Origin of the sequence: Pseudomonas sp. KBS0710 (assembly GCF_005938045.2) — a bacterium.
In the GTDB taxonomy this organism is placed as follows: domain Bacteria; phylum Pseudomonadota; class Gammaproteobacteria; order Pseudomonadales; family Pseudomonadaceae; genus Aquipseudomonas.
In genome coordinates, this window is the sequence record NZ_VCCF02000001.1 from 1,901,795 (window position 1) to 1,921,325 (window position 19,531).

A 19,531-nucleotide genomic window follows, 5' to 3' on the forward strand; every position below is an offset into this window, starting at 1 on the left:
TAAACGAGAGACCGACATGCTCGATTCCAAACTGTTACGTAGCAACCTTCAGGACGTAGCGGACCGCCTGGCATCCCGTGGCTTCGCCTTGGATGTTGCGCGCATCGAAGCGCTGGAAGAACAGCGCAAGACCGTCCAGACCCGCACCGAAGCACTGCAGGCTGAGCGTAATGCGCGTTCCAAATCCATCGGTCAGGCCAAGCAGCGTGGCGAAGACATCGCGCCGTTGATGGCGGACGTCGAGCGCATGGGCACCGAGCTGTCCGACGGCAAGGTCGAGCTGGAAGGCATTCAGACCGAGCTGGATTCGATCCTGCTGGGCATCCCGAATATTCCGCACGAATCGGTGCCGATTGGTGAAGACGAAGACGGCAACGTCGAAGTGCGCCGTTGGGGCACGCCAAAAGCCTTTGATTTCGAGATCAAGGATCACGTTGCGTTGGGCGAACTGACCGGCGGCCTGGATTTCGAAACCGCCGCCAAAATGTCCGGCGCACGCTTTGCTCTGCTGCGCGGCCCGATCGCGCGCATGCACCGTGCCCTGGCGCAGTTCATGATCAACCTGCACACCGCTGAACACGGCTACGAAGAAGCCTACACGCCGTATCTGGTGCAGGCGCCGGCGCTGATGGGCACCAGCCAGCTGCCGAAGTTCGAAGAAGACCTGTTCAAGATCAGCCGCGACGGCGAAGCCGACCTGTACCTGATCCCGACTGCCGAAGTGTCGCTGACCAACATCGTCGCTGGCGAAATTCTCGATGCCAAGCAGCTGCCGATCAAGTTCGTGGCCCACAGCCCGTGCTTCCGTAGCGAAGCCGGTGCCTCGGGGCGTGACACGCGCGGCATGATCCGTCAGCACCAGTTCGACAAGGTGGAGATGGTGCAGGTTGTAGAGCCGTCGACGTCCATGGAAGCCCTGGAAGGCCTGACCGCCAACGCCGAGCGCGTCCTGCAACTGCTGGAACTGCCGTACCGCGTACTGGCGCTCTGCACCGGCGACATGGGGTTCAGTGCCGTGAAGACCTACGACCTCGAAGTGTGGGTGCCAAGCCAGGACAAGTACCGCGAAATTTCGTCGTGCTCCAACTGCGGTGATTTCCAGGCCCGTCGCATGCAGGCGCGTTTCCGTAACCCGGAAACCGGCAAGCCGGAACTGGTCCACACCCTCAACGGTTCGGGCCTGGCCGTAGGCCGTACCCTGGTGGCCGTGTTGGAAAACTACCAGCAGGCCGACGGTTCTATCCGCGTGCCGGACGTGCTCAAGCCGTACATGGGCGGCGTTGAGGTCATCGGCTAAATGGAATTTCTGCCGCTGTTTCATAACCTGCGCGGCAGTCGTGTGTTGGTCGTCGGTGGCGGGGAAATTGCCTTGCGCAAATCCCGGCTGCTGGCCGACGCCGGTGCGTTGCTGCGGGTGGTTGCTCCCCAGATCGAAGACCAGTTGCGAGAGCTGGTGCTGGGCAGTGGCGGGGACCTGATTTTGCGCGGTTATCAGGAGGCTGACCTTGACGGTTGCGTGCTGATTATCGCGGCCACGGACGACGAACCGCTGAACGCGCAAGTGTCCAGCGATGCCAAGCGCCGGTGCGTGCCTGTCAACGTGGTGGATGCGCCCGCCTTGTGCAGCGTGATCTTCCCGGCGATTGTCGACCGTTCACCCTTGGTGATTGCGGTGTCCAGTGGCGGCGATGCGCCGGTGCTGGCGCGCTTGATCCGCGCCAAGCTGGAAACCTGGATTCCGTCGACCTATGGCCAATTGGCCGGTTTGGCGGCGCGGTTTCGCGCCCAGGTCAAAGGTTTGTACCCGGATGTGCAGCAGCGTCGTGCATTTTGGGAAGAGGTTTTCCAAGGCCCGATCGCCGACCGTCAATTGGCCGGGCAGGGCGATGAAGCTGAGCGTCTGTTGATCGAGAAGGTCAACGGCGCGCCGCCGTATGCGCCGGGCGAAGTTTATCTGGTGGGGGCAGGCCCAGGTGATCCGGACCTGCTGACCTTCCGCGCCTTGCGCCTGATGCAGCAAGCCGATGTGGTGCTGTATGACCGCCTGGTGGCCCCGGCGATTCTTGAACTGTGCCGCCGTGACGCCGAGCGTATCTATGTCGGCAAACGTCGCGCCGACCATGCCGTGCCGCAGGATCAGATCAACCAGCAACTGGTGGATCTGGCCAAGCAGGGCAAGCGTGTGCTGCGACTTAAGGGTGGCGATCCGTTCATCTTCGGCCGTGGCGGCGAAGAGATCGAGGAACTGGCGGCCCATGGCATTCCGTTCCAGGTGGTGCCGGGGATTACGGCGGCCAGTGGTTGCGCGGCGTATGCGGGGATTCCGCTGACGCATCGTGACTATGCGCAGTCGGTGCGCTTTATCACCGGGCATTTAAAGAACGGGACTTCGGACCTGCCCTGGCATGACCTGGTAGGGCCGTCGCAAACGTTGGTGTTCTACATGGGTCTGATCGGCTTGCCGATTATCTGTGAGCAACTGATCAAGCACGGGCGCGCGGCGGATACACCGGCGGCGTTGATCCAGCAGGGCACCACGTCCAACCAGCGCGTGTTTACCGGCACCCTGGCGGACTTGCCGCGCATGGTGGCGGAGCATGAAGTGCATGCGCCGACACTGGTGATCGTCGGTGAAGTGGTGGTGTTGCGCGAGAAACTCAAATGGTTTGAAGGCGCGCAATCCCAGGTTTAACACTGTTCTTGTGGAGAGGGAGCTTGCTCCCTCTCCACAAGATGTTCTCAGTTCCAGACACCTTTGCCGGTCAATCGCGCCCTATCATGCTCGGCATCAAACCTCTGCAACGGCCCCTTCGGCACAATCCCGGTCGGGTTGATCGTGCGATGGCTCGCATAGTAGTGCCCCTTGATATGCACAAAATCCACCGTCTCGGCCACGCCTGGCCACTGATACAGCTCCCTTAGCCAGTTCGACAAATTCGGATAGTCGGCAATCCGCCGCAGGTTGCATTTGAAGTGGCTGTAATACACCGCATCAAAGCGAATCAGCGTGGTGAACAGCCGCACATCGGCTTCGGTCAGGTATTCACCGGCCAGGTAGCGCTGCTCAGCCAGGTGCTGTTCCAAGTGGTCCAGTTCGGCAAACACATCATCAAACGCACTCTCATACGCCTGCTGCGAGGTGGCAAAACCTGCGCGGTACACGCCATTGTTTACGGCGGGGTAGATACGCTCGTTCAGCGTATCGATCGTCGGGCGCAGGGCTTCGGGGTAGAAATCCAGGGTATTGCCGGTCAGCCCGTTAAACGCGCTGTTGAACATGCGGATGATCTCTGCCGATTCATTGCTGACGATGCGCTGCAGCTTTTTGTCCCACAGTACCGGCACGGTGACACGCCCGGTGTAATCGGCGGTGTCTGCGGTGTAGCGCTGGTGCATGAAGTCGAAACCGTCGAGCTTGTCACCGGTGGAGCCGTGGGCCTTGTCGAAGGTCCAGCCGTTTTCCAGCATGAGCCAACTGACCACGGACACGTCGATCAAGCTTTCCAAACCCTTGAGTTTGCGCAGGATCAGTGTGCGATGGGCCCACGGGCAAGCCAGGGACACATACAGGTGGTAACGACCGGCTTCGGCCTTGAAACCGCCGTCGCCGCTGGGGCCAGGCTCGCCATCGGCGGTCACCCAGTTGCGGCGTTGCGCCTGCTCGCGCTGGAATGCGCCGTCTGCGCTACTTTCGTACCACTGGTCTTTCCAGTGTCCTTCGATCAGCAAACCCATGACTGGCTCCTTGGCTAATAAGCGTTGGAGCCCAGTCTAAAGGGATGAGTTCGAACTAAAAGCGCAAAGACCGGGCACGAATGATCGATTAAATCGATTTATCCCGCGCCTCCCAGTATTGCTGGGCCAATTCGAACGCCTGTTCCCGTGAGTGGCCGAGGCCGCGCAGGGCCAGGGCCATGGTCGCGATCAGCGCGAGCTGCGGGTAACTGTCCTCGACGTCACCGCGCCACAAGGCTTTTAGATGCTCGGGTTCCAGGCTGGCCGGTTTGACGTGGCGCTGGGCGGAGAGGGCGGGCCACTCTTCGTCCCAGCTCTGGCCGCCGGTGGTGCCGTACAGATGGCTGAGGGTGTCGGGGTTGATCTCGACTTCGCCGCCATCACCCTTCACCACAATCACATTATCGCCCAGCAGGCCGCTGGCATCGCGGTGCACGCCCTGGTAACCGGGGTGGAAAATGCTTTGCAGGCCGCAACGCGCGCTCAGCGGGTTGAGCAGGCGCGCCAGCGAGTGAATCGGTGAGCGCAGGCCCAGGGTGTTGCGCAAGTCGATCATGCGTTGCAGTTGTGGCGCCCAGTCACCCAGCGGGATAAACGCCAGGTTGCCGTGCTCAAACGCCGTCTCGACCTGTTGCCAATTTCGACACAGCGGGATTTGCAGGCCTTGCAACAGTTGCTCGGTGTACAAGCGACCCGCCGTATGGGCGCCGCCGCCGTGCATCAGGATGCGCACGCCGTTTTGCGCCAGGCACTTGGCCGCCAGCAGGTACCACGGCAGGTGGCGTTTTTTACCGGCGTAGGTCGGCCAGTCGATGTCCACATTCAGCGTGGGCGCATTCAAGCGTTCGCGCACCGCCTCGGTGAAACCGGCGAGTTCTTCCGGGCTTTCTTCCTTGTGACGCAACAGCATCAGGAAGGCGCCGAGCTGGGTGTCTTCGACTTTTTCGTCGAGCAGCATGCCCATGGCTTCGCGGGCTTCCTCACGGGTGAGGTTGCGCGCGCCGCGCTTGCCTTTGCCCAGGATGCGCACGAACTGTGCAAACGGGTGCTCGGCGGGGGTTTCAAGGGTCAGCGGGGCAAAGTCGGTCATAAGCAATTCGTCGGCCTGGGCAGGCCCGCCAGCTTGGCGGCAAGTTTGGCGGGGGTGCCATTGAAGAGTTTGTTGAGGTGCAGGCTGTTGCCCTTGTCCGGGCCGAGCTTTAAAGCGGTGTACTTGATCAGCGGGCGCGTGGCCGGGGACAGCTGAAATTCTGCGTAGAACCCGCGCAGCAGTTCGAGGATTTCCCAATGGTCGGCGGTCAATGCCAAGGGTTCGGCGGCGGCCAGGGCATTGGCCACGTCGACGGACCAGTCATTCAGGTCGACGAGGTAGCCGTCCTTATCCAGCTCAAGCGTGCGTTCGCCTACGGTCAGGGTGTTCATAGCCAGGTGTTGACCTTGTCGTAGTCGATCGACAGCTGCACAAACCCTGGGTAGTCGACGCTGTCGGCCCAGTCCGGCAGGGGCAGGTTGCGTGCCTGCATGTCCTCGGCCAGTACAAAGACCTTTACGCCCTGGGTTTGCAGGGCGGCGTTGTGCAGGCCGTAGGCGCCGTCGCCACACAGCAGGATGGCGTCTTCGGCGCCGCACACGCGCAGGCAACTGGCCAGGCGGCCATCGGTAAACGGGGAGTGAGATACCACATGCAAAGTCGACATCAGAGGGTCATCACCTGGTCATAACGGTCAATCAGTTGGGCGATCGCGGCGCTGTCCAGTGCCTGTGCGCTGGCAGGTGTTGCGAGGCTGCGTTCGGCAAGGCTATGGCTGCACGCAAACACCTCATCAATGCCGAACAGGCCCAACGCCTGCAGGTTGGCGCTGAGGTCTTTTTGCTGCACGGCCTTGGCGTCCTGATGCGTTGCCAGCTGGAACACGCCATCGTCCATAAACAGCAGGCCAATCGGCAGATCAAAAGCGCCACCGGCCAATACGATATCCAGCGCTTCGCGCGCACTTGGCCCGGACCACGGTGCCTGGCGGCTGATCACCAGTAAAGACTTGGCCATATCACGGCCCTCCAAAGCAGATCAGGCGGTCGGCAGCCTGGATGGCGTCATGCAATTGCCCCAGGCCCGACAACGCCCACGGCGCGTCGAGGTTCACCGCGCTGCGTTGATAACGCGTGGCTTCCTCAGTATTGAGTACGCCACGGCGCAAGGCGGCGGCGATGCATACCACGCCGTCGAGCTGATGCTGGCTGACAAACTCACGCCACTGGCGGGCAATGTCTTGCTCATCCTGGGGCGCAACGATGTTATTGGACGCGCTGTACACGCCATCCTGATAAAAAAACAGCCGCACAATCTCATGCCCACCGGCCAGCGCTGCCTGGGCGAACAGCAAGGCGCGGCGCGAGGAGGGCGCATGGGCGGCGGAAAATACTGCAATCGCAAACTTCATGGAACACTCTGCAAGCAAACGTGGGCCAATGATAAAGCCGCTGCCGCGAAAAAGCCCGCCGTGATCAAAACGGTCACTGTCGCTGATCGTTCTGACGATTGCCGGTCGGGCCTGACCCGGCCTACGCTGTGGCCATTCGAAGAAGAAAAGGAGTCCCCATGTCAGGTCCCTTGGCGTCCCTCAAAGTGCTGGATTTTTCCACCTTGCTGCCCGGCCCGTTCGCGTCTTTGTTGCTGGCCGACATGGGCGCCGAGGTGCTGCGTATCGAATCGCCCACGCGCATGGACCTGTTGCGCGTACTGCCGCCCCATGATCAGGGGACTTCGGCGAGCCACGCCTACCTCAACCGCAACAAGCGCAGCCTGGCACTGGACCTCAAGCAGGCCGAGGCGCTGGAGATTGTGCGTGAGCTGGTCAAGGACTACGACATTGTCCTCGAGCAATTCCGGCCCGGAGTAATGGAGCGCCTGGGCCTGGGGTATGAGGCGCTGAAGGCGCTCAACCCCAGGCTGATTTATGTGTCGATCACCGGCTACGGCCAGACCGGGCCTTATAAAGACCGCGCCGGGCACGATATCAACTACCTCGCGTTGGCCGGCGTGGCCAGTTACACCGGCCGCCAGGACAGTGGTCCGTTGCCGCTGGGCGTGCAATTGGCGGATGTCGGTGGTGGTTCGTTGCACGCGGTGGTGGGCTTGCTCGCCGCCGTGATTGCCCGCCAGCACAGTGGCGTCGGCCAATACCTGGATGTGAGCATGACCGACTGCTCGTTCAGCCTGAATGCCATGGCCGGTGCGGGCTACCTGGCCTGTGGGGTCGAGCCTGAGTGGGAGAGCCATGTACTTAACGGCGGCAGTTTCTATGATTACTACCGCACGCGTGATGGGCGCTGGATGTCGGTGGGCAGCCTGGAGCCGGCGTTTATGCGGCAATTGTGCGAAACCTTGGGAAGGCCGGAGCTGGCCATGCAAAGCCTGAAACCCGAGCAGCAAAAAGCCCTGAAACTGGCGCTGCAGGTCGAGTTTGAGAAGCGCAGCTTTGATGAGCTGTGTGAGTTGTTCGCCGGGGTGGATGCCTGTGTTGAGCCGGTGCTGAGCCTGAGCGAAGCGCTGGAGCATCCCCAGTTGCAGGCGCGCGAGCTGGTCAGTCAGGTGCCACGGGGTGACGGTACGAGCCAGGCGCAACTGGCCTGTCCGTTGAAGTTTTCCGAGAGGTTGCCAGCGCCTCGGCATATTGGCGCTGCTGTGGGGGCGCACAGTGATGAGGTGCTGGCGGGGTTGGGGTTTAGTGCTCAGCGGATAGCTGAGTTGCGGCGGGCCAAGGTTGTTGGGTGACTGATCTGGTGTCATCGCAGCGATGCGGCGACCCGACAAGCCAGCTCCCACAGAAAAGCAGATATTCAGTGTATGCAAGTCCGCAGCCGACCTCATATTCAGAACCGCATGCGGTCAACTGTGCGGGCTTGCTCCCACATTTAGACCGTGTTGCATCAGCTACATAGGCTGTTGCTTTGCACTTGATCTGGCTCTTGATCCAACCACTCAGGTCGGCTTTCAGGCCGCCGTGCTGTAGATCTTGATCTTGATCTTGATCTGAAATCGCCCAGTTAACCACGATGGCCGAACGCAGGCTTGAATCCGTGGGTAACCCGGCAGGACGCCGGGTTAGCCGCGCTGGGCCAAGGATGGCCCATCGTGGCGGCCCACGGATTCAAGCCGGAGTGAGGGCACACCGAGCCTAGGCGAGGTGCCGAGTGGTGGGGCGATGTACGGGACAACCACATGGGTTACACAAAAGTGCATTCACATAGGTAACACTTTGAGTGAAATATAGCCGTCCTTGTCTGCTTTTCTTGCATCCACTTGACCGAGGATCACTGGGCCGAAAATAACAGCCCACACATCGTCGCTCAGCATCTCCATTCCAATAGTCTGGTATTTCAGTAAATGCCCCACATAAATCCGCAGACCTGACCGATAAATCATCCCGTTTGAGTCAGTCCGGTAACACTCAATATGACTTGCATAACCCATCTCCGGCAGTTTCTCAGGATAGGCTCGAGGTGAAGGTGAATAGCATGAAGCCGGTGTTTTCTGGCTCAGCGCTTCATGCCCTCGCTCGTAATTGTAGTGCTGTATGAAACGATCAAAGTGTTTCTGCTGAGACTCCCAAGCAACCGCAGGTGGATTGGGCAAAGTACTTTTCAGTGTTCGGTGCATACGCTCGTGCCGGCCATTTTGGTCTGGCCGACCGGGCTCGATACGCTCTGGAATGATCCCCAGCCGTAGCCACCAGATCGACAACTGTGACAGCCCTCCACGGCCTGTGCTGGCAAACGGCACTCCGTTGTCAGTACGGATCCGCTCAGGCAAACCATACTCGCGAAACACCCGTTCGAACGTCTCCTGGGTCTCCTTGAAATTGGTGCTGGGCATGCTCTGACAGGCAAGTAAGAAGCGACTGGCATGGTCCATGATTGTTAGCGGATAACACCATACGCCCGCGCCTGTCAGGTACTGGCCTTTGTAGTCAGCACTGAAAAGCTGATTAGGCACATCTGCCTTGCGTAACGGTTTTGGATAGACAGCAACTCTTGGCCGCAAGGGGCGCGACGTGATCAGATCAGCCGCTTTAAGGATGTTATAAATAGTCGTTTTCGAGGGCGGATCCTGGCCCGGAAAACGCTTTATCAAATCACTCTGGATTTTTTTCGGACCAGGGATTGTCTCGCCTATAGAACGAAGTTCGATAATCGCCTGCTTTACCGCCAAAGGCACCACATAAGTCTGGTGGTGCCGACGACGACTACGCTCATCAAGCCCACTGGGGCCTTCTGCTTTGTATCGCTCGACCCACTTGTAGCCGGTCTTTCGGCTGATTTCATAGTCTCGACATAGCTGGCTAAGGCTGTGTTTTCCAGTCAGATATTCAGCGACAAACATCACTTTGAGGTCCATAGGTTTCAGCTCTTTCCAGGGCATGGTCAGATCCTCACGAAATCGACCCTGCCAGTTAAAAACTGTTACCTATGTGCGTGAACTGATTTGTAACCCATGTGGGTGAGTCATACCGCGAGGACTTTTTGGTTACCTTTTTGGTCCTTCAAAAAGTGACCCGCCGTCAGGGCGGAACCATAAGCCGCCGTGACCTAAATAACGGATATGCCCCCTCCCAAGATAAAACAGCCCTACACCCCAAACGCCAATATTCGTGTAGAGGCCAATGCTGCGATAAGGCCCTCACTCCACCCGAGTTTCCCCTGTGTACACCAAAGTGTGCCGACACCGCCTGCACAAATACCGCCGCCCCTGATTCACCAACCCATGCCTCTGGGCCGAAAACGGGAAATCACTGTCGGCACACGGGCAACGGTAGATATACCGGGTCACCTGGCGGCGCTTGATCTCGTAAGTGTGGCAACGATCCGGCGGCAGTTCGTAAACCCCGCGCATGATCAACTGCCATTCCTCGCCATGGGGCTGGATGCGCTCGCCAAACAATTGGTGGGCGATCAGGTGCGCCACCTCATGGGCCACAGTCTGCTTGAGGAAGTGTTGGCTGTTTTCGCGGTACAACTGTGGGTTGAAGCGCAGCAGGTTCTCGTGCAAATGCGCGACACCGGCCTTCTGGCCCCGCAGCTTGAGGCTGACCTGGGGGCGTTTGAAGCTTCGTTTAAAAAAGGATTCGGCTTGTAGGAAACAATCTTCGACGCGGGTATTGAGTTGCTCGGGCATGCTGACCATATCTCCAGAGACGTCCAGTATGCCGCAAAAGCAGGTGTTTCCGAATCTGTCAGGCGCCGAATGGTCATGCATAACGCACAAAGCCACCTTGCGGTGGCTTTGCCTGCGGTTTATGCGCTTAGCTGGTGTAGATCGGGCCTACGCCCAGCCCCCAGACGATCACGGTAAACGCCATGATTGCCACCAGTACCACCAGGCCCACGGCCAGTACCGAGCTGGAAAACAGGAAGCCCTCATCCGGGTCGATGTTCATAAACGTTGGCAGCCCCACATACAGCAAGTACACCGTGTAACAGATAGCCGCCGTGCCCACGACCATGCCCAGCCACATATGCGGATAGAGCGCCGCCAGCCCGCCGATAAACAGTGGGGTCGCGGTGTAGGTGGCAAACGCGACGCAGCGCGCCATGCTGGGGCTGGCGTCGTAGGTGCGGGCCATCCAATGGATGAATGCACCCATCACCGCCACGCCGCCGAGCATCGCCGCGTAGGACATGATGGTCATCCACAACGCACTTTCCTGGGTCAACATGACCGGGGCGCGGCTGCCGATGACCCAGCCGACCTGGGTGGTGCCGATAAAGGCCGAGACGGCGGGGATCGCCGCAAGAATCAAAGTGTGAGTGAGGTACATGTGGCCGATACTTTCTTCCTTATCGCCACGAATTTCCCGCCATTCCTGGTCGGGATGGGTAAACAGCCCCACGACGTGATGGATCATGCCAGTCACTCCTGTCGTTATTACCATCGCCCCCCATCGGAGCGCCCACGGGCCAAATGGCCACATAAGGTCCTGGATAGTTGTGCGACCTTACGTCGCAGTATAGGAAGTGATGACCGGAAAAACTGTAGGGCTTTAGAGCAAATTGCGCTGTAAACACTGGCGCTAATCGCGGTGAGGTCTGTCAGGCTCCCACATTGGATCTCGGCCAGTCTTAGCGGTAAAATCCCCGGCTTTTCGTCACACACCTCTAGCGGATCCAAGCGCCATGGGCACTCTTACGGTCAACCAGAACAAACTGCAAAAACGCCTGCGTCGCCTGGCCGGGGAAGCGGTCGCCGATTTCAACATGATCGAGGACGGCGACAAGGTCATGGTCTGCCTCTCCGGCGGCAAAGACAGCTACACCATGCTCGACGTGCTGCTGCACCTGCAAAAGGTCGCACCGATCCAGTTCCAGATCGTCGCCGTCAACATGGACCAGAAACAACCGGGCTTCCCCGAACACGTGCTGCCGGCCTATCTCAAAGAGCTGGGCGTGGAGTACCACATCGTCGAGAAAGATACCTACTCGGTGGTCAAGGAGCTGATCCCTGAGGGCAAAACCACCTGCTCACTGTGCTCACGCCTGCGCCGCGGCACGCTTTACACCTTTGCCGATGAGATCGGCGCGACCAAGATGGCCTTGGGGCATCACCGTGATGACATCGTTGAGACCTTCTTCCTCAATATGTTTTTCAACGGCTCGCTCAAGGCCATGCCGCCCAAACTGCGCGCCGACGACGGGCGCAACGTGGTGATCCGCCCGCTGGCGTATTGCAACGAGAAGGACATCCAGGCTTACTCCGACTTCAAGCAATTCCCGATCATCCCGTGCAACCTGTGCGGCTCCCAGGAAAACCTGCAGCGCCAGGTGGTCAAGGAGATGCTGGTGGACTGGGAGCGCAAAACCCCGGGCCGCACCGAAAGCATCTTCCGCAGCCTGCAGAACGTGCAGCCTTCGCAGTTGGCCGACCGCAACCTGTTCGACTTCACCAGCCTCAAAATTGACGAAACCGCCGCTTCGCGCTTCGTCAATGTGGTGAACCTCTAAGACGTTTCAACGCTCTGAAAGACGGCGCTCACGGGCGCCGTTTTCCATTCAACTGCCAGGAGAGGGCATGCGCGATTACAAGTGGCTGCACGAATATTGTCTGAACCGCTTTGGTTCAGCGGCCGAACTGGAAGCCCACCTGCCTGTACCCAAGACCTCGGCGCAATTGCGCAAAATCAGTGATGATCGCTACCTGTCGACCCTGGCGCTGCGCGTATTTCGCGCGGGCTTGAAGCACAGCGTGGTGGATGCCAAATGGCCGGCGTTTGAGCAGGTGTTCTTCGGCTTCGATCCGGAAAAAGTCGTGCTGATGGGGGCCGAGCACCTGGAGCGCCTGATGCAGGACACGCGGATCATTCGCCACCTGGGCAAGCTCAAAAGCGTGCCGCGCAACGCGCAGATGATCCTGGACATCGAGCTGGAAAAAGGCAGCTTCGGCGCGTTTATCGCCGACTGGCCGGTGACCGATATCGTCAGCTTGTGGAAGTACCTGAGCAAGCACGGCCACCAGTTGGGCGGGCTGTCGGCGCCGCGCTTTTTGCGCATGGTGGGCAAGGATACTTTTGTGCCGAGCGATGACGTGGTGGCGGCGTTGAATGCACAGAAGATCGTCGATAAGGCGCCGACCAGCCTGCGGGACTTGGCGACGGTGCAGGGCGCGTTTAACCAGTGGCATGCCGAGAGTGGGCGGCCGATGTGCCAGTTGTCGATGATGCTGGCCTACACGGTGAATCATTGAGACTGAGTTGATCCGATCGCAGGCAAGCCAGCTCCCACATTTATCCGCGTACACACTTTGGAATGCGGTCGAATGTGGGAGCGGGCTTGCTCGCGAAGACTGACTGTCCGGCGCCAAATTCCTATCAGACTTGCGCCAACCGCCGATTCAACTGATGCCGCCACCGCACATACAACAGCGCGGTACAAAACACCGCCAGACTCGCCAGCATCTCCAGCACCCCGAACCACTGCCGGTTTGGGTCATAGGCCGCCAGTGCGCCCTTGATGAAATACAGGTTCACCACAAAGCACATCCACGAATGCCCGCGCGCGCTGCCCAGCAGCATCCCCGGCGCCAGCACCAGCAGTGGCACCAGTTCGATCAGCAGGATCACCCACGGGCGCGCACCGTGCAGGTCGGCGATGAACAGGTAATACACGCACAGCAATCCCACCAGCCCTGAAAAAGCCAACAAGCTGAGTACGCGTGCCACCTTGACCCGTGGTTCCAGCCACGCCTGGGGCGGCAGGACCTTAGGCTTTCTGGCCACGGCCGTTCTCCAGCAGCATGGCGGTGGTGGCCAGGCGCAGGCCGAGTGCCCGGCACAGGGTGATTTCGTGCTGATCGAGCATGCGTTTGCCGTCCGGCCCGGAATGATGGCTGGCGCCATACGGCGTGCCGCCGCCCTGGGTGTCGAGCAAGGCTTGTTCGCTGTAGGGCAGGCCGGTGATCAGCATGCCGTGGTGCAGCAGCGGCAGCAGCATCGACATCAGCGTGGTTTCCTGACCGCCGTGCAGGCTGGCGGTGGAGGTAAACACGCCGGCCGGCTTGCCGACGAGTGCGCCGGTGAGCCACAGGTTGCTGGTGCCATCGAGGAAGTACTTGAGCGGCGCGGCCATGTTGCCAAAGCGCGTCGGGCTGCCCAGGGCCAGGCCCGAGCAGTTTTTCAGGTCATCCAGGCTGGCATACAACGCGCCTTCGTCCGGGATGCTCGGCGCCACGGCTTCGCACTCGGTTGAGATCGCCGGTACGGTACGCAGGCGGGCTTCGAGGCCGCCTTGCTCGATGCCCCGGGCAATCTGCCGAGCCATTTCGCTTACCGAGCCATTGCGGCTGTAATACAGCACCAGCACATAGGGCGCGGTCACGGCAGCAACTCCAGCACGTTTTCCGGTGGGCGGCCGATGACGGCTTTGTCGGCAGTTGCCAGGATCGGGCGTTCCATCAGCTTGGGGTGCTCGGCAATCGCGGCAATCAACTGCGCTTCGCTGAGGTTGGCGTCGGCCAGGTTGAGGGTTTTGTATTCGTCTTCGCCGGTGCGCAGCAGTTGGCGTGCGCTGATTCCCAGTTTGCTGAGCAAAGCCTTGAGTTGAGAGGCGTCCAGCGGGGTTTCGAGGTAGCGCACCACGGTCGGGTTCAGGCCGCGGGCTTCCAGCAGTTCAAGCGCACCGCGCGATTTCGAGCAGCGCGGGTTGTGATAAAGCGTCAGATCGGTCATGTGCGGGTCGCATCTTGCGTAAGGTGGCAGGTATTCTACCTGCGCGGCGACCCGTCCTTAAACCGTAAGAGGCGATAGGTCGCAGCCAACGTTCATTTTTTGCGAAGGATTACCCCATGACTAGGCGACTGATCGGTGCATTGGCGATCATCACAACCCTGCTGCTCAGCGGCTGCGGTAACGATTACGGCGTTGACCAATATGGCAAGAAAGTGGCGGCCGAACGCCTGGACAAACAATGGGTGGTGGTCAATTACTGGGCCGAATGGTGTGGGCCGTGCCGCACGGAAATCCCTGAATTGAATGCCTTGGCCGAGCAATTGAAAGGCCAGAATGTGGGCGTGTTCGGGGTCAATTTCGATAATGTGCAGGGTGAAGAACTCAAAGCCGCCAGCGAGAAGCTGGGGATCAAGTTCACCGTGCTGGCGCAGAACCCGGAAGAGATTTTCGATATTCCACGCAGCGAGGCGCTGCCGGTGACTTACATCATTGATGACAAGGGCAAGGTGCGTGAACAGCTGATGGGTGAGCAGACGGCGGAAGGGGTGTTGGCCAAGCTCAAGGCCTTGCGTGGTTAAAGCAACAACATCAATCAAATGTGGGAGCGGGCTTGCTCGCGAAGACGGTGGATCAGTCAACTTCAGTGGTGACTGACGCACCGCATTCGCGAGCAAGCCCGCTCCCACATTTGGATCGAGAAAACCCGGAATCAGCCTTCTTCCAGCCACAGCCGAATCGGCTTGCCTTCAGCCGGCCAGAAGCGAGTTTGCTCGATCGGTGAAATATCCCAGCGCTGCACGCCTTGCAGGGCCTGGAAGAAGCGGTGTTCCTGCTCCATCAAGGCTTCGGCGCAGAGTTTGCGGGTGCTGCCGATCTTGCCGAAACTGAGCGTCTGGCCTTCGACGGTGTAGGGTGCAAACCAGTGGTTGCAGCCGCCATTGCCGTAGGCGCGGCCATCGGCGCCGAGGGTGACGGTCAGGTGCGCGTAATCCATCAACGGCCGTTCGCCAATCCATTCCACCACGTAGCTGTGGTCTTGCTGCAGCTTTACCGCGTCACCGGCGCAGCCCGTCAGGGCCACACCGAGAGCGGCGAGCAGCAGGCCTTTCATTGCGCAGCCTGCTGGCATTTCGGGCAGCGATGTTTGTCGCCTTCGCTGGCCCAACCCAGTTCTTTGATGCGCGCGTTGGCGGCCGGTGGTAGTGGCTCTTTGGTGAGCTTGGTTTCCACGGCGAATTCAAACTCCAGCACGCTGTCGCAGCTGTCGCAGTTGACCTTCCAGGTGTGAATTTCCAGCTCGCCGAATTTCGGCCCCTGGGCCATGGCGACCCACTGGCCCGCCGGGCGGATGGAATAGCGCGCGTCACCTTCAACGGTCAGGCGCATCGACAGGGTTTTACTGCCGCGCAGGGTGACGATCAAGACGTCGCCATGTTTGATCGAACCACCGTTGCCGGTGACCTGGTAACGGCCCGGCACCAGGGCGCGGCATTCGATCAGGGTGTGTTGCGGGCTCAGCAAGCTGAAGCGGAAATCGTGTTCGGCCATGGATCCTCCAAATAGGCGCGGCATCCTATCACGGGTGCCGGCCTATCATGAGCCTGGTATATGACCGCTGATCAACCTTGCACCAGGTTCTGCGGCTGGCCGTCGGTCCACGCGGCAATGTTGGCCAGCGTGGTGCCGGCAATCGCCGCCAGCGCTTCACGGGTCAGGAACGCCTGGTGGGCGGTGATGATCACGTTGGGAAAGGTCAGCAGGCGTGCGAGTACGTCGTCTTGCAGCGGCAGGTCGGAGCGATCCTCGAAAAACAGCTGGGCTTCTTCCTCATACACATCCAGGCCCAGGTAGCCGAGTTGGCCGTTCTTGAGGGCGTCGATCAGCGCAGGCGTGTCCACCAGGCCACCGCGTCCGGTGTTGATCAGCATGGCGCCAGGCTGCATCTGTGCCAGGGAGCGTGTGTTGATCAGATGTTTGCTGTCGGCGGTCAGTGGGCAGTGCAGGCTGATGATCTGCGCCTGGGCCAGCAACTCGGGCAGGCTCACATACCTGGCGCCAAGGGCCTGGACCTGCGGATTGGGGAACGGGTCGTAGGCGAGTAAATGGCAGCCGAACCCGGCCATGATTTTGGCAAACGTGGCGCCGATCTGCCCGGTGCCGACCACGCCGACGGTCTTGCCGACCAGATCGAACCCGGTGAGCCCGTGCAGGCTGAAATCGCCGTCGCGGGTGCGGTTATAGGCGCGGTGCAGGCGACGGTTGAGGGCCAGGATCAGCGCGACGGCGTGCTCTGCCACCGCGTGGGGCGAGTAGGCCGGTACGCGCACGATACTCAGGCCCAGGCGCTGGGCGGCGGCCAGGTCGACATGGTTGTAACCGGCCGAACGCAAGGCAATCAGGCGCGTGCCGCCGGCGGCCAAGTGTTCCAGCACCGGTGCGCTGAGGTCATCGTTGATAAAGGCACAGACCACTTCGTGGTGTTCGGCCAGGGCCACGGTGTCGAGGTTCAGGCGGGCCGGTTGGAATTGCAGCTCGACACCTGTGGGCAGCGGCTCGCCGAGAAAGCTGTCGCGGTCGTAGGTCTGGCTGCTGAAAAGAATGACGCGCATTAAAAAAGCTCCCTGCAGTCACTGAGTTTTAAGTAGGCCGATGTGGGCGCCGGGCTTTTTGTGGGAGCTGGCTTGCCTGCGATAGCATCAACGCGGTGAGCAGGCAGACCGAGTTGCCCGCATCGCAGGCAAGCCAGCTCCTACACAAGCCAGCTCCCAGGCAAGCCTGGAGGAGCCTCAGGCGCTGACCCGTGCCTCACTGGCCAGCCGCGCAATCGCCATGTCCAGTTCATCCAGTGCGGCGATGGCCTTGGCGTCGTCTTGCTTGAGCAAGGTTTCCGCGCGCTGGCAGGCGGCGCGCAATTGCGGCACGCCACAGTAGCGAGTGGCGCCATGCAGGCGATGCACGCGTTCGATCAGCGCATTGTTGTCTTTGGCTTCACGGGCGGCGGTGATCGCCAGGCGATCGGCTTCCAGCGAGGCCAACAGCATGGCAAGCATGTCGGCGGCCAGGTCGGCTTTGTTGGCCGCCAGGCGCAGGCCTTCCTCATGATCGAGTACCAGCAGTTGCACGCCAGGTGCCAAGCCGTCAGTCGCGCGCTCCGGCCCTTGATTGCGCAGGGCAAGGCCGGTCCATTTCAACACCACTTGGGCCAACTGCCGCTCGCTGATGGGTTTGGTCAGGTAGTCGTCCATACCGCTTTGCAGCAGGGCGCGTTTTTCGTTGGCCATGGCGTGGGCGGTGAGGGCGACCACCGGCAGCGGCGTACCGTGGCGCTCGCTTTCCCACTGGCGGATCGCCTCGGTACTCTGGCGCCCGTCCATGCCGGGCATTTGTACGTCCATCAGCACCAGGTCGAAGGTTTCCTGTTTCACCGCGTCGATGGCCGCATAACCGCTTTCGACCGCGTGCACCTTGGCGCCCATGTCCTCGAGCAACGTCTGCACCAGCAACAGGTTGGCCGGGTTGTCGTCCACGCAGAGTACGCGCGGCGCTCGGCTGGACAGCGGTTCGCCGGGTTCGCTGCGCAATGGGCGCGGGCTGATCAAGTCGGCCAATGCGCGGCGCAGTTTGCGCGTGCACGCAGGTTTGGCCTGCAACTGGCTGTTGGGGTTGGGCACCGATTGGTTGAACAGCATCTGTTCGGTGGTCGGGCACAGCACCAGCACCTTGCAGCCCAGGTGTTCCAAGTCCCATAGATGCTGGTTGAGGCGTTCGGGTGGAATGTCATTGGCGGTGACACCGAGCACCGCCAGGTCAATGGCCTGTTCGGTCTGGTGCGCGCTGGTGATGCCATTGGTCAGGCTTTCCAGGGTGTTGAACGGTGTCACTTCCAGGCCGCAATCTTCCAATTGGTGTTGCAGGGCCTGACGCGCCAGCTCGTGGTTTTCCAGCACAGCCACGCGACGGCCGAGCAGCGGCGGCGAGGGCAGGTCTTCGGCGTCGTCGCGGGTTTTGGGCAGGCTCAGGCTGATCCAGAACTCCGAGCCTTCGCCCGGTGTGCTGTCGACGCCGATCTCTCCGCCCATCTGTTCGATCAGCCGCTTGGAAATCACCAGGCCCAAGCCGGTGCCGCCGGGTTGGCGCGACAACGAGTTGTCGGCCTGGCTGAAGGCCTGGAACAACGCGCGCACGTCCTGGTTCGACAGGCCGATGCCGGTGTCCTGCACGCTGATGCGCAGTTGTACGCTGTCTTCCTGTTCGTCTTCGACCATCGCGCGGGCAACAATAGTGCCTTCGCGGGTGAACTTGATCGCGTTGCTGATCAGGTTGGTGAGGATCTGCTTGAGGCGCAACGGATCGCCCACCAGCGCCAGCGGCGTGTCGCGGTATACGAGGCTGACCAGCTCGAGCTGTTTGGCATGGGCGGCGGGGGCGAGGATGGTGAGGGTGTCTTGCAGCAAGTCGCGCAGGTTGAAGGGCACGCTGTCGAGGACCAGCTTGCCGGCTTCGATTTTCGAGAAGTCGAGGATCTCGTTAATGATGCCCAGCAGGTTGTCGGCGGATTTTTCGATGGTGCCCAGGTAATCCAGCTGACGCGGCGACAGCTCGCTTTTTTGCAATAAGTGAGTGAAACCCAGGATGCCATTGAGCGGCGTGCGGATTTCATGGCTCATATTGGCCAGGAACTCCGACTTGATCCGGCTGGCCTCCAGGGCTTCCTTGCGTGCCAGGTCCAGCTCGATGTTCTGGATCTCGATGGTTTCCAGGTTCTGGCGCACGTCTTCGGTGGCCTGGTCGATGCTGTGTTGCAGTTCTTCCTGGGCATTTTGCAGGGTTTCGGCCATGCGGTTGATGCCCGAGGCCAATTGGTCCAGTTCCTGGCTGCCCAAGGGTGGCAGGCGGGTTTCGAGGTTGCCGTCCTTGAGTTGGGCCACGGCTTGCTTGATCTGGCCGATGGGCGAGTTGATCGTGCGGCTGATGCGCAATGCCAGGGCGGCCGTGCAGATAAGGCCGATGGCGATCAGCAGCAGGCTGGCAAACAGGCTGCGATAGCCGCGCAGCAACATGCCATTGTGCGACAGTTCCACCTCGACCCAGCCCAGCAGGCGGTCGGACTCGTCAGGGATCAATTCGCCGGCGAGGTTGCGATGGCGACCGAATACCGGCAGCAGGTAGCGCGTGGCGTCATTGCCGCTGCGCTGCAACAGGTGCGAACTGTTGCCGACCGGCGCGAGGTTAAGCATGGTCGGGCCGGCGTGGGCCAGGGACGAGCGGTCCGGTGCCAGGAACGACACGGCGCGCACGTCGGGTTGCTCCAGCGACTGGGTGGCGATGCGTTCAAGCAGGTCGGTGTTCTTGCTGCTCAACGCCGGGGCCACCAGTGGCGCCAATTGCTCGGCGATCATTTCGCCGCGTTGCAGTAATTGGGTCTGCAACTCCGACAGCTGCATCCAGGTGAAATAGCCCCCCAACAACAGGGCCATCAGGCTGGTCGGTAATAAGGTCAGCAACAGTACGCGGCCTTTTATCCCCATTCTTCTAAGCACGCCACTCTCCTGCTACCACACTGTTTTTCGATGATCTGC

The 19,531-nt window shown here is 60.5% G+C and carries 22 protein-coding genes; 6 read left to right on the plus strand and 16 right to left on the minus strand.

Annotation, left to right across the window (positions count from 1 at the left end; genetic code table 11):
• Window positions 1-16 precede the first annotated feature (16 nt).
• A complete protein-coding gene (gene serS / locus FFI16_RS08915) occupies window positions 17-1,297 on the plus strand; it encodes a serine--tRNA ligase (protein ID WP_138814956.1) in 1,281 nt (426 codons plus the stop codon).
• Complete coding sequence (gene cysG / locus FFI16_RS08920) at window positions 1,298-2,692, plus strand: siroheme synthase CysG (protein WP_017137497.1); 1,395 nt, start codon at window positions 1,298-1,300, stop codon at window positions 2,690-2,692.
• 47 nt (window positions 2,693-2,739) lie between these two features.
• On the opposite strand, the gene FFI16_RS08925 is transcribed toward cysG, so the two are convergent.
• The 6 genes from FFI16_RS08925 to tusD form a co-directional block, all read right to left on the minus strand.
• A complete protein-coding gene (locus FFI16_RS08925; protein ID WP_138814957.1) occupies window positions 2,740-3,735 on the minus strand; it encodes a glutathione S-transferase family protein in 996 nt (331 codons plus the stop codon).
• 88 nt (window positions 3,736-3,823) lie between these two features.
• Window positions 3,824-4,825, minus strand: coding sequence for a glycosyl transferase family protein (locus tag FFI16_RS08930; RefSeq protein ID WP_138814958.1), 1,002 nt, complete (start codon window positions 4,823-4,825; stop codon window positions 3,824-3,826).
• Window positions 4,822-5,157, minus strand: coding sequence for a TusE/DsrC/DsvC family sulfur relay protein (locus FFI16_RS08935; RefSeq protein WP_138814959.1), 336 nt, complete (start codon window positions 5,155-5,157; stop codon window positions 4,822-4,824). The genes FFI16_RS08930 and FFI16_RS08935 overlap by 4 nt, the downstream gene beginning before the upstream one ends.
• Complete coding sequence (tusB, locus tag FFI16_RS08940; RefSeq protein ID WP_138814960.1) at window positions 5,154-5,432, minus strand: sulfurtransferase complex subunit TusB; 279 nt, start codon at window positions 5,430-5,432, stop codon at window positions 5,154-5,156. Before tusB ends, FFI16_RS08935 begins: the two co-directional genes overlap by 4 nt.
• Window positions 5,432-5,782, minus strand: coding sequence for a sulfurtransferase complex subunit TusC (gene tusC / locus FFI16_RS08945; protein WP_138814961.1), 351 nt, complete (start codon window positions 5,780-5,782; stop codon window positions 5,432-5,434). The genes tusB and tusC overlap by 1 nt, the downstream gene beginning before the upstream one ends.
• A gap of 1 nt (window position 5,783) precedes the next feature.
• A complete protein-coding gene (gene tusD, locus FFI16_RS08950) occupies window positions 5,784-6,176 on the minus strand; it encodes a sulfurtransferase complex subunit TusD (protein ID WP_138814962.1) in 393 nt (130 codons plus the stop codon).
• Between the two features lie 158 nt (window positions 6,177-6,334).
• Between tusD and FFI16_RS08955 the strand changes: the two genes are divergently transcribed.
• Window positions 6,335-7,510, plus strand: coding sequence for a CaiB/BaiF CoA-transferase family protein (locus FFI16_RS08955; protein WP_138814963.1), 1,176 nt, complete (start codon window positions 6,335-6,337; stop codon window positions 7,508-7,510).
• 468 nt (window positions 7,511-7,978) lie between these two features.
• Here the strand turns inward: FFI16_RS08955 and FFI16_RS08965 are convergent, their stop codons facing one another.
• From FFI16_RS08965 to FFI16_RS08975, 3 genes are all read right to left on the minus strand, one after another.
• A complete protein-coding gene (locus FFI16_RS08965) occupies window positions 7,979-9,157 on the minus strand; it encodes an integrase core domain-containing protein (protein ID WP_138814964.1) in 1,179 nt (392 codons plus the stop codon).
• 258 nt (window positions 9,158-9,415) lie between these two features.
• Window positions 9,416-9,910 (minus strand): SprT family zinc-dependent metalloprotease, encoded by a 495-nt coding sequence (locus FFI16_RS08970; protein ID WP_056861886.1) that lies wholly within the window; start codon window positions 9,908-9,910, stop codon window positions 9,416-9,418.
• A 127-nt stretch (window positions 9,911-10,037) separates the two neighbouring features.
• A complete protein-coding gene (locus FFI16_RS08975; protein WP_138814965.1) occupies window positions 10,038-10,640 on the minus strand; it encodes a Yip1 family protein in 603 nt (200 codons plus the stop codon).
• A gap of 268 nt (window positions 10,641-10,908) precedes the next feature.
• Between FFI16_RS08975 and ttcA the strand changes: the two genes are divergently transcribed.
• Entirely contained in the window at window positions 10,909-11,733 is an 825-nt protein-coding gene (ttcA, locus tag FFI16_RS08980; RefSeq protein ID WP_138814966.1) for a tRNA 2-thiocytidine(32) synthetase TtcA, read from the plus strand.
• 67 nt (window positions 11,734-11,800) lie between these two features.
• A complete protein-coding gene (locus FFI16_RS08985) occupies window positions 11,801-12,472 on the plus strand; it encodes a DNA-3-methyladenine glycosylase I (RefSeq protein WP_138814967.1) in 672 nt (223 codons plus the stop codon).
• 124 nt (window positions 12,473-12,596) lie between these two features.
• Here FFI16_RS08985 and FFI16_RS08990 read toward each other — a convergent pair whose 3' ends face one another.
• Genes FFI16_RS08990 through arsC form a run of 3 tightly spaced genes read right to left on the minus strand, consistent with a single transcriptional unit; the run spans window position 12,597 to window position 13,952 of the window.
• On the minus strand, window positions 12,597-13,004 hold the full coding sequence (locus tag FFI16_RS08990) for a DUF2069 domain-containing protein (protein WP_138814968.1): 408 nt from the start codon (window positions 13,002-13,004) through the stop codon (window positions 12,597-12,599).
• Window positions 12,988-13,602, minus strand: coding sequence for an NAD(P)H:quinone oxidoreductase (gene wrbA, locus FFI16_RS08995; protein WP_138814969.1), 615 nt, complete (start codon window positions 13,600-13,602; stop codon window positions 12,988-12,990). Before wrbA ends, FFI16_RS08990 begins: the two co-directional genes overlap by 17 nt.
• Window positions 13,599-13,952 carry an arsenate reductase (glutaredoxin) gene (gene arsC / locus FFI16_RS09000; protein ID WP_138814970.1) on the minus strand — a complete coding sequence of 118 codons (354 nt, stop codon included), beginning with the start codon at window positions 13,950-13,952 and terminating at the stop codon, window positions 13,599-13,601. The genes wrbA and arsC overlap by 4 nt, the downstream gene beginning before the upstream one ends.
• A 116-nt stretch (window positions 13,953-14,068) precedes the next feature.
• Between arsC and FFI16_RS09005 the strand changes: the two genes are divergently transcribed.
• Window positions 14,069-14,530 carry a TlpA disulfide reductase family protein gene (locus FFI16_RS09005; RefSeq protein ID WP_058419872.1) on the plus strand — a complete coding sequence of 154 codons (462 nt, stop codon included), beginning with the start codon at window positions 14,069-14,071 and terminating at the stop codon, window positions 14,528-14,530.
• 131 nt (window positions 14,531-14,661) lie between these two features.
• Here FFI16_RS09005 and FFI16_RS09010 read toward each other — a convergent pair whose 3' ends face one another.
• The 4 genes from FFI16_RS09010 to FFI16_RS09025 all read right to left on the minus strand — a co-directional run bounded on the left by FFI16_RS09010 (window position 14,662) and on the right by FFI16_RS09025 (window position 19,492).
• Entirely contained in the window at window positions 14,662-15,063 is a 402-nt protein-coding gene (locus FFI16_RS09010; RefSeq protein ID WP_138814971.1) for an META domain-containing protein, read from the minus strand.
• A complete protein-coding gene (locus tag FFI16_RS09015; RefSeq protein ID WP_138814972.1) occupies window positions 15,060-15,500 on the minus strand; it encodes a hypothetical protein in 441 nt (146 codons plus the stop codon). Before FFI16_RS09015 ends, FFI16_RS09010 begins: the two co-directional genes overlap by 4 nt.
• Before the next feature lie 71 nt (window positions 15,501-15,571).
• Window positions 15,572-16,561: a 2-hydroxyacid dehydrogenase gene (locus tag FFI16_RS09020; RefSeq protein WP_138814973.1), complete on the minus strand. Its 990-nt coding sequence runs from the start codon at window positions 16,559-16,561 to the stop codon at window positions 15,572-15,574.
• 177 nt (window positions 16,562-16,738) lie between these two features.
• The gene (locus FFI16_RS09025; RefSeq protein WP_138814974.1) at window positions 16,739-19,492 is read right to left on the minus strand and encodes a response regulator; all 2,754 of its coding nucleotides are present in this window, start codon (window positions 19,490-19,492) and stop codon (window positions 16,739-16,741) included.
• Window positions 19,493-19,531 lie beyond the last annotated feature (39 nt).